Below are 14,084 nucleotides of genomic sequence, written 5' to 3' on the forward strand. Positions count from 1 at the left end.
CAGCGGCAGGGATAGCCGCGATCGAGCAGCAGCAAATCGCCCGGGGAAAGCCGGTCGAGATGTTCGAACAGAAACTGCCGTTCGCCGCGTTCGTGGACGCTGTGCAGGGAGGCGGCGAGCATCAGATCGGGTCCCGGTAAAAACATGCCGAACAGGATTTGATCGGCGATGGCGGCGCGTTTGACATGGCTAGCGCGCAGGCCAAAGCGTAGCGTCGAGGCGTCGGCGGCGACCAGGCGCAGACCGCGCCAGCGCGGCACAAACCGATCCTGCTCGGCGCGCGCGATCAGCCAGTCGTTGAGCCGGGGGATGGCCGTCAGCGACAGCTTGGCGCGTGCTTGAGAGAACGCCTGCTCGGACACCTCGTGGACCAACTGAGCTTGTTGGCGCAGATGGGCGAAGAAGGTGTCCAGCTCGGCTTGAATGCTCATGCGCATGCCCGTCAGCATGATGGCGACCAACGTCGGCAACGGCAATTTGCGACAGCGTGAAAACGCCGTCGGATGATCGGAATGGCGGGCGTCGTGGAGAAATTCTGTCGAGCATAGTCGGGCGGCGAAGTCTTGAAACAAGGTGGTCAGAACGGACATGGCGAGCAGTAGAATCAAAAATTCACACTGCAGGCCGCGCTTCTAAATTGATGTCAAGTGTTTTTGTGTCTACGTTGAAAATAAACCATCTAACTGCACATTAAATGATAACTTGGGTGGATTGGGGGCGCAATGGCCTGCCTTATGTCGCCAGCCTGTAAAAGCGCGATTCGTGACGCCGCCCAGGCAGCTTCGAAGGCATGTATTGATGCTGCAGATAAGGCAAAGAACTGGTATGCGCAAGATAAAACACCAAATATAGGTGAGCCTGACTCTACTCACGTTAATCCTGGTAGTGGGCAAGAACGGAAGTACGGTCCCGATGGCAGGCCTCAATATGACATTGATTACGATCATGATCATGGACAAGGGGCGCCGCATGGGCATAACTGGGAGAATGGAAAACGAGGTCCTGGTATGCCTGTATCTCCGTGGCCCAAAAGAAGGAAACCATAGAACATGAAAAAGAACAGTCAAGTCGTTCTAGTGCTGGATCCTAAGCTAAGCGAGACGGACTTTTTTCTAACCGACGGCATGCCCCTCTGGATTGTTGAGAGTGCTCAAAATAGAACCGTTGTTGAGAAAATTCGGAGCGCGGGGAACGCACCCGATTCAATCACATTCTTTCCACTGAGGGGGAACGAGTCGCCGCGAACGGCCTGTGAAAGGATCGTGCAAAGCTTGGATGAGCATCACGATGAATGCTCGCAAACTCCAGCGTACGACGAGCTCACAGTTGTCGGGGTAGGTATCGACGAAGTCTCGTTAGCGCCGTTCGTGGAACTTGGGTTCACTCAATTCCAAGTATCTACCTTAGGCTTCATCGCTAAGAAGATTCCGATCCACGAGGCGTAGGGTAGCCATGGGAGCCCGGCCAGATTGACCGGCCTCGCCGGAGGCTTCCAATGGAAATGAACGTAACACTTTGCCAGCACAACTTTTTTCCTGGACCAGTTGCGCCCGTTTGTCATTGACGAAGACGCTCACGGTAGAATCTATGCCGACCTGCATGTCACTGCCAGTGTCTTGGGGAAGGCAGTCATGCGTGATGTCGACCTCTTCCGAGCGACTCATGTTCCTTCTCGACGCAGCAGAGTGGAGCTTTCAGATCACAATCTGTGATCTCAGCGGCCATCGAGCGCAAGGCACACTCCACTTTTCAGTTCAAGAAATAACGAACGCTGCGAGGTTATGCGCTGAACTCTAGGCGGCCGCAGCGGATTGCGGCCCCGCTGCGACACTATCAAACGCGGCCACTAGCTGTTGGTCAGCCGCTTCCACAATTCCGTCGTCGGCCCAGCCTGGTTCATGCTGTAGAAGTGCAGCCCCGGCGCGCCGCCTTCCATCAGCTGCTGGCACAGCTCGCTCACGACGTCCAGACCGAAAGCCTTGATCGATGCCGTGTCGTCGCCGAAGCTGGCCAGCTTCAGGCGCACCCAGCGCGGGATCTCGGCGCCGCACATGTCCGAAAAACGCATCAGCTGCGTGTAGTTCGTGATCGGCATGATGCCGGCGACGATCGGCACGTCTACACCCAGCTTATTCGCCTGATCGACGAACTGGAAGTACGCATCGGCGTTGTAGAAATACTGGGTGATGGCGGCGTTGGCGCCAGCCTGCACCTTGCGGGCAAAGTTCTGCAGGTCGTCCTGCGGCGAGCGCGCCTGGGGGTGCATCTCCGGATAGGCTGCCACTTCGATGTGGAACCAGTCGCCGGTTTCGGCGCGGATGAATTCGACCAGGTCGCTGGCGTAGCGCAGTTCGCTGCCGCCGCCGTAGCCGCTGGGCAGGTCGCCGCGCAACGCCACCAGGCGCTTGATGCCGTGCGACTTGAACTGCGTGAGGATGCCACGGATCGCTTCGCGCGAGCCGCCCACGCACGACAGGTGCGGCGCCGCGGCGTGGCCTTCGGCGAGGATCTCGAGCACCGTGTCGAGCGTGCCCTGCTGGGTGCTGCCGCCGGCGCCGAACGTCACGGAGAAATACTTCGGGTTGAGCGTGGCCAGCTTGGCGCGGGCGACGCGCAGCTTGTCGGCGCCCTCGGCCGTTTTCGGCGGGTAGAACTCGATGCTGAAGTTATTAGTTTCCATCTTTTCGCAACAGTAAGGTGGACAGGGCCCAGGAAATCACGCTGTAGACAATCGCGGCGAGCATCGCCGACAGAAAGCCGTCGACGCGGAAACCGCTGACCAGTTGCGCCACGCCCCAGAACAGGAAGCCGTTGATGACGAGGATGAACAGGCCCAGCGACAGCATCGTCACCGGCAAGGTCAGCAGCACCAGCACGGGACGAATCAGCGTGTTGACCAGCCCCAGCACGAGGGCGGCAATCAACGCGGCGCCGACGTTGGTGACGGTGACGGAACTCATCAAATAAGGCAGCGCCATCAGGGCGGCGGCGTTGATAATCCAGGTCAGTAACAGGCGCATGGGGTCCTTTTGTTGTTGTGTTTTGTCTGATAGAAATGCCGGGCGCGGCATGGCGGCGCCCGGCGGTATTGCAGTACTACTGACTAATTAATAGCGGTAGTGATCCGGCTTGTACGGACCTTCCTTGCTGACCGTGATGTAAGCGGCTTGCTCATCGGTCAGTTCGGTCAGTTGCGCATTGAGCTTTTTGAGCTGCAGGCGCGCCACTTTTTCGTCGAGGTGCTTCGGCAGCACGTAGACGCCAACCGGGTACTTGTCGATGTTGGCGAACAGTTCGATCTGGGCGATCGTCTGGTTGGCGAACGACGAGCTCATCACGTACGACGGGTGACCGGTACCGCAACCGAGGTTGACCAGGCGGCCTTCGGCGAGCAGGATGATGCGCTTGCCCGATGGGAAGATGACGTGGTCGACTTGCGGCTTGATGTTGTCCCACTCGTATTTCTTGAGCGATGCGACATCGATCTCGTTGTCGAAGTGGCCAATGTTGCAGACGATGGCCTGGTCTTTCATGGCCAGCATGTGTTGCTCGGTCAGGATGTGATAGTTGCCGGTGCAGGTGACGAAGATGTCGCCGTGCTCGGCAGCGTAATCCATCGTGACGACGCGGAAGCCTTCCATCGCCGCCTGCAGTGCGCAGATCGGGTCGATTTCGGTGACCCAGACCTGGGCCGACAGCGCGCGCATGGCCTGGGCCGAGCCCTTGCCGACGTCGCCATAACCGGCGATGACGGCGACCTTGCCGGCGATCATGACGTCGGTGGCGCGCTTGATGCCGTCGACCAGCGACTCGCGGCAGCCGTACAGGTTGTCGAACTTCGACTTGGTGACCGAGTCGTTGACGTTAATGGCCGGGAAGGCGAGCTTGCCGTCCTTGTGCATCTGGTACAGGCGGTGCACGCCGGTGGTGGTCTCTTCGGTCACGCCCATGATGGCCGGCAGGCGCTTCGAGTACCAGGTGGCGTCTTTCGCCAGGTGGTGCCTGATCGAGTTGAACAGGCAGATCTCTTCTTCCGAGCCTGGGTTGTTCAGCACCGAACTGTCGGTCTCGGCGCGCGTGCCCAGGTGCAGCAGCAAGGTGGCGTCGCCGCCGTCGTCGAGGATCATGTTCGAGTAGACGCCGTCGCCGGGCCACTCGAAGATGCGGTGGGTGTAGTCCCAGTATTCGTCGAGCGTTTCGCCCTTGACGGCGAACACCGGCGTGCCGGCGGCAGCGATGGCGGCGGCGGCGTGGTCCTGGGTCGAGTAGATGTTGCACGACGCCCAGCGCACCTGCGCGCCGAGTGCTTCCAGCGTCTGGATCAGCACGGCGGTCTGGATGGTCATGTGCAAGGAACCGGTAATGCGCGCGCCCTTCAATGGCTGGCTGGCGGCGAATTCTTCGCGAATTGCCATCAAGCCCGGCATCTCGGTCTCGGCGATCCTGATTTCTTTGTTACCCCATGCGGCCAGGCTGATATCGGCGATGTGGTAGTCGTTGATGCTTTTGAGTACGGCGTTCATCACGCCCTCCTTTCAGTTAGAAAAAAGAAACGTGAGCGCAGTGTAGTCCGAGCCTGGCGAAAATGAATTCGTCGCAACGCTCCTCGGAATGAAAGAGTTTATCACAGGTATGTGATAGGGTCTGACCCAAAATACGGGTCAGACCCCGGACGGGTCAGACCCGGGAGGTGTTGCAAATTACGACAAGCCGGCTTCGGCGCGCAGCAGCGCGACCTTGTCGGTGCGCTCCCAGGTGAACTCGGGCTCTTCGCGGCCGAAGTGGCCGTAGGCGGCGCTCTTCTGGTAGATCGGGCGCAGCAGGTCGAGCATCTGGACGATGCCTTTCGGGCGCAGGTCGAAGTGCTCCATGACGAGCTGGGCGATTTTCTCGTCGGAGATGACGCCGGTGCCTTCGGTGTAGACGGTGATGTTGATCGGCTTGGCCACGCCGATGGCGTAGCTGACCTGCACCTGGCACTGGCGCGCCAGGCCGGCGGCGACGACGTTCTTGGCGACGTAGCGCGCGGCGTAGGCTGCCGAACGGTCGACCTTGGACGGATCCTTGCCGGAGAAGGCGCCGCCGCCGTGCGGGGCTGCGCCGCCGTAGGTGTCGACGATGATCTTGCGGCCGGTCAGGCCGCAGTCGCCCTGCGGGCCGCCGATGACGAAGCGGCCGGTCGGGTTGACCAGGTAGCGGGTGCCGACCAGCCATTCGCGCGGCAGCACCTGCTTGATGATTTCTTCGATGACCGCTTCTTCGATCTGGGCGTGGCTCACTTCGGGCGCGTGCTGGGTCGACAGCACGACGGTGTCGACCGCGACCGGGCGGCCGTCGACGTAGCGCAAGGTGACCTGCGACTTGGCGTCCGGGCGCAGCCACGGCAGGCGGCCATCCTTGCGCAGCTGCGACTGGCGCTCGACGAGGCGGTGCGCGTAATGGATGGCGGCAGGCATCAGCTCGGCCGTCTCGTCGCAGGCGTAGCCGAACATCAGGCCCTGGTCGCCGGCGCCCTGGTCAAGGTCGAGGCCGGCGCCTTCGTCAACGCCCTGGGCGATGTCGGGCGACTGCTTGTCGTAGCAGACCATCACGGCGCAGCCACGATAGTCGATGCCGTACTCGGTGTTGTCATAGCCGATGCGCTTGATGGTCTCGCGCGCGACCTGAATATAATCGACGTTGGCATGGGTCGTGATCTCGCCGGCGAGCACCACCAGGCCGGTGTTGCACAGCGTCTCGGCGGCGACGCGCGCAGTCGGATCCTGCTCGAGGATGGCGTCGAGGATGGCGTCGGAGATCTGGTCGGCGACCTTGTCCGGATGACCTTCGGACACGGATTCGGAGGTAAAGAGGTATTCGTTGGACATTCTGGCTCCCATTACTGTTGAACAAAGTTGTTGTCGCAGTAAGGGCTTTCGCCTGCGACGCTTTAGCGACATTTATATTCCGCTTCGCAAGTTGTCTATTAACTCGGCGGATCCTTCAACGTGGTATTTTACGCTCCTTACGAAATTTTGGCTGGGCAACCCGCCGAATCTGAACATTTATCAAGCCCATGCTAGTGCTCCTGTTTCGATTACTGTCGCCCCTGCCGCTGCCGCTGCTGCACTTTTTCGGCGCCGCGCTCGGCTGGGCGGTGTACCTGGGGTCGCCGTCGTACCGGCGGCGCCTGCGCGCCAACCTGGAAGGAGCCGGCTACGGACGCGAGCTGGCGCGGGCGGTGGCCGAATCGGGCAAGGCGATCGTCGAGCTGCCGTTCGTCTGGTGCGCGCAGCCGGAACGGGTGGCGCGCCACGCCGTCGTCGAAAACTGGGAACACGTGCAGGGGGCGCTCGATGCCGGCCGCGGCATTGTCTTTTTGACGCCCCACCTGGGCTGCTTCGAGATGACGGCGCAGCAGATCGCGCTGCGCACGCCGCTCACGGTGATGTACCGGCCGCCAAAAAAAGCGGCACTCAAGCCGCTGATCGAAGGCGCCCGCGCGCGCCACAACCTGCACCTGGCGCCGGCCAACCTGTCGGGCGTGCGCATTCTCGCCAAGGCGCTCAAGAAGGGGCAGCCGATCGGCATCTTGCCGGACCAGGTGCCGCAGGAAGGCGAAGGCGTGTGGGCGCCGTTTTTCGGCCGCAGCGCTTACACGATGACCTTGCCGGCCAAGCTGGCGCAGATCGGCAACGCCGCCGTCATCCTGGTGTACGCCGAACGGCGCGCGCGCGGCGCCGGCTTCATCGTGCGCTTCGTGCCGTTCGACGGCGAACTGGCCGGCAGCGCTGCCGAGCAGGCCGGCGCCATCAACGGCGCCATGGAGCAGCTGATCGCGCGCTGCCCGTCACAGTATTTCTGGAGCTATAACCGCTACAAGCAGCCCGACGGCGTGGCCGCGCCCGACGCCCAGGTGACGGCATGAAGGCCCTGCTCGGCGTGATGTGGCTGCTGCACTGGCTGCCGTTGCCGGTGCTGGGCCGCTTCGGCGAGGCGGTCGGCAGCCTGCTGTTCCTGGTGCTGCGCGCGCGCCGCCATGTGGCGCTGACCAACCTGCGCCTGGCGATGCCGGAACTTTCCGAGGCGGCGCGGGTGACATTGGCACGCCAGCATTTCCAGGCCTATTCGCGCAGCGTGTGGGAGCGCGCGATCCTGTGGTGGGCGCCGAAGGCCCGGCTGCGCCGGCTGATCAAGGTCGAGCCGGCGGTGCCGCTGGCGGCGATCGAGGCCGGCCCGGTCATCTTGCTGTGCCCGCATTTTGTGTGCCTCGATGTCGCCGGTGTGGCCGTGATGCTGGAAACAAACCTGTGCTCGATCTATGTGCAGCAGAAGAACCGCACCTTCGACGAGGTGCTGCGGCGCGGCCGCTCGCGCTTTCGGCCGGTGCAGCTGTTCTCGCGCCAGGAAGGCATCAAGCCGATCCTGCGGGCGATGCGCGACCGGCTGCCTTACTTCATGCTGCCGGACATGGATTTCGGCGACAAGGACGCGCCCTTCGTGCCATTTTTCGGCGTTCCGGCAGCCACGCTGACGGCGCCGGGGCGCATCGCGGCCGCGGCCGGCGCCAAGGTAATCCCGGTGGTGGCGACGTTTTTGCCGGACTACCGCGGCTGGAAAGTAAAGTTCTACCCGGCGTGGGAAAACTACCCGGGCGACGACGTGGTGGCGGCGGCGCGCCGCATGAACGAATTCATCGAAGAACGCGTGCGCGAGGCGCCGGCCGAATACTTCTGGACGCACAAGCGCTACAAGACGCGGCCGGAGGGCGAAGTGTCGCCGTACGCGAAGTAAGTAAGCCCTGCCTTTAGCCGATATACTGGTTGCCATGAAACTCAAATTCACCAAAATGCACGGCGCCGGCAACGACTTCATCGTCGTCGACGCGGTCAACCAGCAGGTCGACCTGTCGCCGCAGCAATGGGCGCGGCTGGCCGACCGCCGCTTCGGCATCGGCGCCGACCAGATCTTAATAGTGCAAAAGAGCGACACCGACGGCTGCGACTTCCGTTACCGCATATATAACAGCGACGGCGGCGAAGTTGAACAGTGCGGCAACGGCGCGCGCGCCTTCGTCAAGTTCGTCACCGACAAGGGCCTGAGCGACAAGCGCGCGCTGCGGGTGCAGACCATGAGCGGCATCATCGCGCCGCGCCTGGAAGCGGACGGCAGCATCACCGTCGACATGGGCGCGCCGCGGCTGGCGCCGGCAGCGGTGCCGTTCGACGCGGACGGCCTGGCCGGTGTAGCGCAAGGCGATGACACCTTGTGGCCGCTGTCGATCGCGCAGCCGGGCGGCAGCCAGACGCTGCTGTTTTCGGTCGTTTCGATGGGCAATCCGCATGCGGTGCAGGTGGTCGACGATGTCGACCAGGCGCCGGTGGCGCAGACCGGCCCCCTGATCGAGCATCACCGGCGCTTTCCGCAGCGCGTCAACGCCGGCTTCATGCAGGTGGTGGACCGCGGCCACATCCGGCTGCGCGTGTTCGAACGGGGCGCCGGCGAGACGCTCGCCTGCGGCACCGGGTCGTGCGCGGCGGTGGTGGCCGGTATCCGGCGCGGCCTGCTCGATTCGCCGGTGCGGGTGTCGGCGCGCGGCGGCGAACTGTCGATCGCGTGGGCCGGCGGCGCGGCGCCGGTGTACCTGACCGGGCCGGCGGTGACGGTGTTCGACGGCGAAGTGACGGTATAAACCTTACGCGGCGAGGTCGTAGCGCTGGCCGCCCGCGTTGCCCGTGCGCGGCGCCGCGACAGCGACCGTCCCCAGCGTCTTGAGCCGGTACAGCCGCTGGCGGTAGTTTCCTTCCGGGCCGCCGGAGCCGCAATCGACATGGTCGAACACGCGCCCGATGCGGTCGAGCGCCTGGCGCTGCTGCACCGTGTCGACCAGCACCAGCCGGCGCTTGCTGCGTCCGTAGCTGGCGCGGATGTCGACCACCACGCAGTGGCCCTGGTCGGCGGACCTGACGTCGAGCAGCAACGCTTCGGCGCGGCTCAAGTGGAACAGCGCCGCCAGTTCGAGGCGAGCGGCCAGCAGCGGGTGGCCGGCGCGTTCGGCGCGCACCGCCAGCGCCGGCGTGCCGGTCAACGCACCGGCGACGCCGTGCGGGGCGATCTTGCGCAGCGCCGATGCCGCCCGGGCGCAGCCGCCGGCGGCCGCTTTCTGCAGCCAGTACACCGCGCGCACATCGTTGGTTTCATTCTCGCGGCGCGCGCGCCAGGCGGCGTTGCCGCACTCGAGCTGGGCGTCGCGGTAGCCCATTTCGGCGGCCCGCTCGAGGTAGCGGTGGGCGTCGAGCACGTTACGCTGAGAAAATTCCGGCTTTATATATATGCGCGACAGCGCGTACCACGCTTCGGCCAGGCCCTGCTCGCCAGCCATGGTCAGCCAGCGGATCGCCTTCTTGAAGTTGGCCGAGCCGGCGCCGACGGCGGTACGGGTGCCGTCGGCCTGCATGCGCGCGCACCACAGGCCGAGCGCCATCTGGGCGTGGCGGTCGTGGCCGGCGGCGGCCAGCTCGCGAACGCGGCGCAGTTCGCGCTCGCCGGCGGGCGAGCCGGCGGCGCCGTCGAGCGCGCGGGCGCAGCGCGACAGCAGCTTGATGTCGGCGGCGCTCAGCGCCGGCGCCGCGGCCGTGTCGGCGTCCAGCACCAGCGCGCGCGCCAACGGCAGCGCGCGTTGCAGGTAGAGGTCGCGCTGGCCCGCGGCCCAGGCGGCGTCGAGCAGCGCCGATTGCGCGCGCGGCGGCGCGGCGCCGGCTTGCCCGTGGCTGCCAAGCAAATTATTGCCAGGCGCGCCAAGTGTTGCCGCGCCGCCCGGCTGGCGCGCCAGCAGCGACTGCGCCTCGGCCAGCCCGGCCTGGGCGGCGGCGGCCAGCGCCGCCAGCGCCCGGGCGCGCCCGGCCGGCCCGGCCGCGGCGGCGTCGGCGCCGTCGCCGAGCACCAGTTGCGCCAGCACCAGGCCGGCGCGCGCCACGCCGGCATCGCTGGCCAGCTGGTAGCACTGCGCCAGCGGACGGTCGCTGCGGCGCGCCACTTCGAACGGGATGTTGGCGCCGATCAGCGCGCACGCTTCGGCGCTGCCCTGCTGGGCGGCGCGCTCGAGCCAGTGCAGCGCCGTCGGCAAGCTCAGCGGCAGGCCGGCGCTGCCGAGCAAATACAGCTTGCCCAGCGCCAGCTGGCCGTCGGCCTGGCCGGCGCGGGCGGCGCGGATGATGCTCAGTTCTTCACGATTTGCCATCGACAATGCATTTCAGAAAGATTGAAAAGGGTGCGGCAGCAGCGGTCGACGCCCGCCGGACAATATACAACAGCGGTGAAATCGATGCCGCCGACGCCGCCCGGTGCGCCGCACAGTCTAAGCGAGGGCGGCGCCGGCGGCGTCCCGATTCCCCTGCTTTCCTGCGTTTGCGCAAACGCGCAAGCAGGCGCACCGGGCCGGTGCGCAACGTTGCTAATACGCACAGATTTGGGGCCGCGACAGTATTGCCGCGTTTCAAAAATACAACAGCCAAGTTCGATTTATTGGCTTTCCACCAAGGCTAGCCCCCATAATTGACCAATCCGGCAATCTTGAGGCAACTAGCAATTAAGGTTCACCACATCCGAGTGTTCAGCAAATACAAGTCTCAATGCTCAACGGATCATCCCGATTTACTTTTTAAGGACTACTAAATGAAAAAATCACTTTTGGCCGTGGCACTTCTGGGCGCATTCGCCGGCGTTGCACACGCACAATCGGCGGTTCAAATTTACGGTACCGTCGACGCTGGCATGATCAAGCGTACGGACCAGACGCTGGCAATTGGCAAGCGCGCTAACAACACCCTCGGTTTCAAAGGTACGGAAGATCTGGGCAACGGCCTGAAAGCGCTGTTCCAACTGGAAATCCGTTACGAGCCGGACACCGGCACCATCGAGCAGGGCGCCAACGGCGTTCAGCGTCCGCTGTTCCAGGGCCAGAGCCGCGTCGGCCTGCAAGGTGACTTCGGTATGGTTCGTCTGGGCCGTGGCCTGACCGCCTTCCAGGAGACCAGCACCGCGTTCGAGCCGTTCCATGGCGTGCCTTCGCCAGCTGGCTTCCAGACCGACCTGACCGTCGCTGGCTACACCTCCGATCCACTCGGCCTGGTCGGCAACTCGACCAACCGTTTCTCGAACGCGTTGTTCTACAACTCGCCAGAATTCAGCGGTTTCCAGATCAACACGACCGTTGCGACCAAAGAAGCGAACAACAATGCGCCATTCGTCGGCCGCGGCTCGCCTGCCTTCCCACAGTTCCCAGCGAACTTCGAAGCACCAGTGAACCCGTTCTCGGTGTCGGGTACCTACAAGAACGGTCCAGTTGCCGCGATGCTCGCTTACGAGCGCAACGCCGTCGAGCACAGGCTGGTGTCGGCTGCCGCTTCGATGATGGTGTCGCCTTCGCTCAAGCTGATGGGTTCGTACACCCGTCAAGACCGCGCTACCACCGTGCTGGCTAACCCAAAGACCAAAGCATGGGTTCTGGGCGCGAACTACACGATGGGCCCAGGCAAGTTCCTGGCCGGTTATGGCCAGAAGTCGCCAGACGGCGTCGCCAAGACCAAGCAGTTCTCGCTCGGTTACGAGTACAGCCTGTCGAAGCGTACGTACCTGTACGTCGATGCATCGCGCAAGCAAGCTAACGTCAACCTGGCTACTCCTGGTGTCACCACCAAGATCAACCACTACGACGTCGGCGTCAACCACGCGTTCTAAGCGGCCGCAGGCTTCGGCCTGCTGACGTGAACGACACCAAGGGCGAGCATGGGCAACCATCCTCGCCCTTGTTCCATCATTGACCCGACGCACATTGTGTCTTTTACGCAACCCGTTGGCACCTGGATGCGCCGCCTTTCTGTACAAGCAACAGGAACGATGGCATATTGATGAAGGCCAATTAGTACGTGCGTTCGTTTTTTTACCAAATAAATAATAATCCTTGGAGATCCAATGAAAACAAAATTCATCGCCGCTGCAATCGCTACCTGTTTCGCCCTGCCCGTCATGGCGCAGTCGAGTGTGACCGTCTACGGTATCGCCGACGCCGGCCTGATGAAACAAAGCGGGCAGACCCTGCGCGTGGTCAGCGGCATCGCCGACGGCTCGCGTATCGGTTTCCGTGGCACCGAGGACATCGGCGGCGGTTACAAGGCGATCTTCAATCTGGAAGCGCGCGTCGAACTCGACACCGGCTCGCAAAAGCCGACGTTGCTGTCGGACGAGCAGGGCCTGTACCTGACGCGCGGCATGGGCGCCGGTTTTTCCACCGTGCTGACCCCGCTGGGCGCTACCGGCGGCGCGCTGTCGGCCGGCCTGCTGCAGCAGATCCGCAGCGGCCTGCAGGTGCGCGGTTCGGCCGCCGTCAATCCGGAAGGCGCCATTTTCGACCGCACCGCGATGGTCGGCCTGATCACCCCGGGCGGCGCGATCCTGCTCGGCCGCATGTACACCCCTGGCTATGAAGTATTCGCCGCGGCCGACGTGTTCGAGAGCGGCACCGCCGGCACCTGGGGCGGCATCACCGGCGGCGCCGCCGGCTTCACCTCGCTCGGCGCCGATATCCGGTCGCAGAAGTCGATCCAGTACCGTATCGTCACCCCAACGGGCATCGGCGCGTCGCTGATGTACGGCGGCAAGCAGTCCGGTTACCTCGGCCGCTACAACAAGTTCATGGGCGCGGCCGTCACCTACAAGGCCAACAACCTCGACGTCGGCCTGGCGCACAACCGCGGCTACGATCAGAGCGACCGCGTCAGCCTGGTCACCACCACCGTCGGCGGTTCCTACACGATGGACGCGTTCAAGTTCTTCGCCGGCTACCACGACCAGCGCAACCGTAACTCGGTGCTGCTGGCCGATTACACCGCCGCGTACAACGGGGCGATCGCGCCAGGCGTCGCTGCCCAGCTGGCGCCTCTGGGCGCGGCCACCGCCACCGCCCTCGGCAACGGCCTGCGCAACGTGTTCCTGACCAACATCGCGCGAAACAGCCAGGTCGATGCGGCCAGCTACCAGGTCGGCCTGCACTACCGCGTCGGCGCCGGCCGCGTGATGGCGTCGGTGGCGCACCAGAACGACCGCACCGCGTCCGACAGCGATGCCAACCTGTACGCCATCGGTTACGACTACAACCTGTCGAAGCGCACCGACATCTACAGCGTCGTTGCGATGATCAAGAACCGCAATGAAGCGCAGTACATCCCTGGCGCTGCCGGTTCGCCGGGCGGCTTCACCAAGACCCCGGGCGACACCACCCGCGGCGTCCAGGTCGGCATCCGCCACCGTTTCTGATCGTTTCACGCAGCACCTGAAAAGACGCCCGCCGGGCGTCTTTTTTTATGCGCCGTGCAAGCCGAAGGCCGGCAATGCGCCGCGTCAGTTAGAATTGCAGACAAATCATTCCCCTTGCAAAGAAATCAATGACCGACACCCTCGATCCCGCCGCCGTCGCCCAATTCCTGGTCGACAATCCCCAGTTTTTTGAACAGCATGCCGCGCTGCTGGGTCGGGTCAAGCTGTCCAGTCCGCTGACGGGCAAGGCCGTGTCGCTGCAGGAACGTCAGATGGAAGTGATGCGCGACAAGTACAAGGCGCTGGAACTGCAGATGAGCGAGCTGATCCGCCTGGCGCAGGACAACGCCGCCATCGCCAACAAGTTCCACGCCTGGACCCAGTCGCTGCTGCAGGCGCGCCACGGCGCCGACCTGCCGCGCGCGATGGTCGACGGCCTGTGCGCGCAGTTCGCCGTGCCGCAGGCGACCTTGCGCCTGTGGGACCTGGCGCCGGCCAACGCCGAGCAGTGGTTCGCCCACGGCGTGTCGGACGACGCCCGCCTGTTCGCCGCCAGCCTGCTGGCGCCCTATTGCGGCAGCAACAACGACTTCGAGGCGGTGCGCTGGCTCGACGACGCGGCCGCGGTGCAGTCGACCGTGATCTTGCCGCTGCGCAGCGGCGGCAGCGCCTTCGGCCTGCTGATCCTCGGCTCGCCCGATCCGGCCCGCTTCGGCGCCGACATGGCGACCGACTTCCTGATCCACATCGGCGAGACCGCCAGCGCCGCGCTCGCCGCGTTGCGGGCCTAG

12 protein-coding genes, 1 pseudogene and 1 riboswitch are annotated in these 14,084 nt (G+C 64.0%); of the genes and pseudogenes, 7 read left to right on the forward strand and 6 right to left on the reverse strand.

From position 1 onward, the window contains the following. Window positions 1-590: pseudogene (locus tag ACP7DD_RS01935) on the reverse strand (IS4 family transposase); the annotation flags it as partial. 459 nt (window positions 591-1,049) lie between these two features. Here ACP7DD_RS01935 and ACP7DD_RS01940 point away from each other — a divergent pair. Continuing rightward, window positions 1,050-1,445 carry a hypothetical protein gene (locus ACP7DD_RS01940; protein WP_426173001.1) on the forward strand — a complete coding sequence of 132 codons (396 nt, stop codon included), beginning with the start codon at window positions 1,050-1,052 and terminating at the stop codon, window positions 1,443-1,445. 401 nt (window positions 1,446-1,846) lie between these two features. On the opposite strand, the gene metF is transcribed toward ACP7DD_RS01940, so the two are convergent. From metF to metK, 4 genes are all read right to left on the reverse strand, one after another. Beyond that, entirely contained in the window at window positions 1,847-2,680 is an 834-nt protein-coding gene (gene metF, locus ACP7DD_RS01945) for a methylenetetrahydrofolate reductase [NAD(P)H] (RefSeq protein ID WP_426173002.1), read from the reverse strand. Then, window positions 2,670-3,020, reverse strand: a complete 351-nt coding sequence (locus ACP7DD_RS01950; RefSeq protein WP_099793262.1) for a phage holin family protein — start codon at window positions 3,018-3,020, stop codon at window positions 2,670-2,672. Before ACP7DD_RS01950 ends, metF begins: the two co-directional genes overlap by 11 nt. An 87-nt stretch (window positions 3,021-3,107) precedes the next feature. Beyond that, entirely contained in the window at window positions 3,108-4,523 is a 1,416-nt protein-coding gene (ahcY, locus tag ACP7DD_RS01955; RefSeq protein WP_426173003.1) for an adenosylhomocysteinase, read from the reverse strand. A 26-nt stretch (window positions 4,524-4,549) separates the two neighbouring features. Beyond that, a riboswitch (S-adenosyl-L-homocysteine riboswitch) is annotated at window positions 4,550-4,614 on the reverse strand. Window positions 4,615-4,700: 86 nt separating this feature from the next. Continuing rightward, window positions 4,701-5,867: a methionine adenosyltransferase gene (gene metK / locus ACP7DD_RS01960; RefSeq protein WP_426173004.1), complete on the reverse strand. Its 1,167-nt coding sequence runs from the start codon at window positions 5,865-5,867 to the stop codon at window positions 4,701-4,703. 188 nt (window positions 5,868-6,055) lie between these two features. Between metK and ACP7DD_RS01965 the strand changes: the two genes are divergently transcribed. From ACP7DD_RS01965 to dapF, 3 genes are read left to right on the forward strand one after another with little or no spacing between them, the layout of a single operon-like run. Then, a complete protein-coding gene (locus ACP7DD_RS01965; RefSeq protein ID WP_426173005.1) occupies window positions 6,056-6,907 on the forward strand; it encodes a lysophospholipid acyltransferase family protein in 852 nt (283 codons plus the stop codon). Beyond that, on the forward strand, window positions 6,904-7,773 hold the full coding sequence (locus tag ACP7DD_RS01970) for a lipid A biosynthesis acyltransferase (RefSeq protein ID WP_426173006.1): 870 nt from the start codon (window positions 6,904-6,906) through the stop codon (window positions 7,771-7,773). The genes ACP7DD_RS01965 and ACP7DD_RS01970 overlap by 4 nt, the downstream gene beginning before the upstream one ends. Before the next feature lie 34 nt (window positions 7,774-7,807). After that, window positions 7,808-8,671 carry a diaminopimelate epimerase gene (gene dapF, locus ACP7DD_RS01975; protein ID WP_426173007.1) on the forward strand — a complete coding sequence of 288 codons (864 nt, stop codon included), beginning with the start codon at window positions 7,808-7,810 and terminating at the stop codon, window positions 8,669-8,671. Window positions 8,672-8,674: 3 nt separating this feature from the next. Here dapF and ACP7DD_RS01980 read toward each other — a convergent pair whose 3' ends face one another. Then, the gene (locus ACP7DD_RS01980) at window positions 8,675-10,219 is read right to left on the reverse strand and encodes a hypothetical protein (RefSeq protein WP_426173008.1); all 1,545 of its coding nucleotides are present in this window, start codon (window positions 10,217-10,219) and stop codon (window positions 8,675-8,677) included. 434 nt (window positions 10,220-10,653) lie between these two features. Between ACP7DD_RS01980 and ACP7DD_RS01985 the strand changes: the two genes are divergently transcribed. The 3 genes from ACP7DD_RS01985 to ACP7DD_RS01995 all read left to right on the forward strand — a co-directional run bounded on the left by ACP7DD_RS01985 (window position 10,654) and on the right by ACP7DD_RS01995 (window position 14,084). Beyond that, window positions 10,654-11,718, forward strand: a complete 1,065-nt coding sequence (locus tag ACP7DD_RS01985) for a porin (protein ID WP_426173009.1) — start codon at window positions 10,654-10,656, stop codon at window positions 11,716-11,718. A 234-nt stretch (window positions 11,719-11,952) separates the two neighbouring features. Beyond that, window positions 11,953-13,293 (forward strand): porin, encoded by a 1,341-nt coding sequence (locus ACP7DD_RS01990; protein WP_426173010.1) that lies wholly within the window; start codon window positions 11,953-11,955, stop codon window positions 13,291-13,293. A 128-nt stretch (window positions 13,294-13,421) separates the two neighbouring features. Beyond that, window positions 13,422-14,084 carry a DUF484 family protein gene (locus tag ACP7DD_RS01995; protein ID WP_426173011.1) on the forward strand — a complete coding sequence of 221 codons (663 nt, stop codon included), beginning with the start codon at window positions 13,422-13,424 and terminating at the stop codon, window positions 14,082-14,084.

Source organism: Massilia sp. TWR1-2-2 (assembly GCF_049897565.1).
Taxonomy (GTDB): domain Bacteria; phylum Pseudomonadota; class Gammaproteobacteria; order Burkholderiales; family Burkholderiaceae_D; genus JAFCUW01.

Coding starts and splice junctions, on each gene's coding strand:
- ACP7DD_RS01985 (WP_426173009.1), top strand. CDS start 10,654: ATGAAAAAATCACTTTTGGCCGTGGCACTTCTGGGCGCATTCGCCGGC.
- ACP7DD_RS01995 (WP_426173011.1), top strand. CDS start 13,422: ATGACCGACACCCTCGATCCCGCCGCCGTCGCCCAATTCCTGGTCGAC.
- metF (WP_426173002.1), bottom strand. CDS start 2,680: ATGGAAACTAATAACTTCAGCATCGAGTTCTACCCGCCGAAAACGGCC.
- ahcY (WP_426173003.1), bottom strand. CDS start 4,523: ATGAACGCCGTACTCAAAAGCATCAACGACTACCACATCGCCGATATC.
- dapF (WP_426173007.1), top strand. CDS start 7,808: ATGAAACTCAAATTCACCAAAATGCACGGCGCCGGCAACGACTTCATC.
- ACP7DD_RS01970 (WP_426173006.1), top strand. CDS start 6,904: ATGAAGGCCCTGCTCGGCGTGATGTGGCTGCTGCACTGGCTGCCGTTG.
- ACP7DD_RS01980 (WP_426173008.1), bottom strand. CDS start 10,219: ATGGCAAATCGTGAAGAACTGAGCATCATCCGCGCCGCCCGCGCCGGC.
- ACP7DD_RS01940 (WP_426173001.1), top strand. CDS start 1,050: ATGAAAAAGAACAGTCAAGTCGTTCTAGTGCTGGATCCTAAGCTAAGC.
- ACP7DD_RS01950 (WP_099793262.1), bottom strand. CDS start 3,020: ATGCGCCTGTTACTGACCTGGATTATCAACGCCGCCGCCCTGATGGCG.
- ACP7DD_RS01990 (WP_426173010.1), top strand. CDS start 11,953: ATGAAAACAAAATTCATCGCCGCTGCAATCGCTACCTGTTTCGCCCTG.
- metK (WP_426173004.1), bottom strand. CDS start 5,867: ATGTCCAACGAATACCTCTTTACCTCCGAATCCGTGTCCGAAGGTCAT.
- ACP7DD_RS01965 (WP_426173005.1), top strand. CDS start 6,056: ATGCTAGTGCTCCTGTTTCGATTACTGTCGCCCCTGCCGCTGCCGCTG.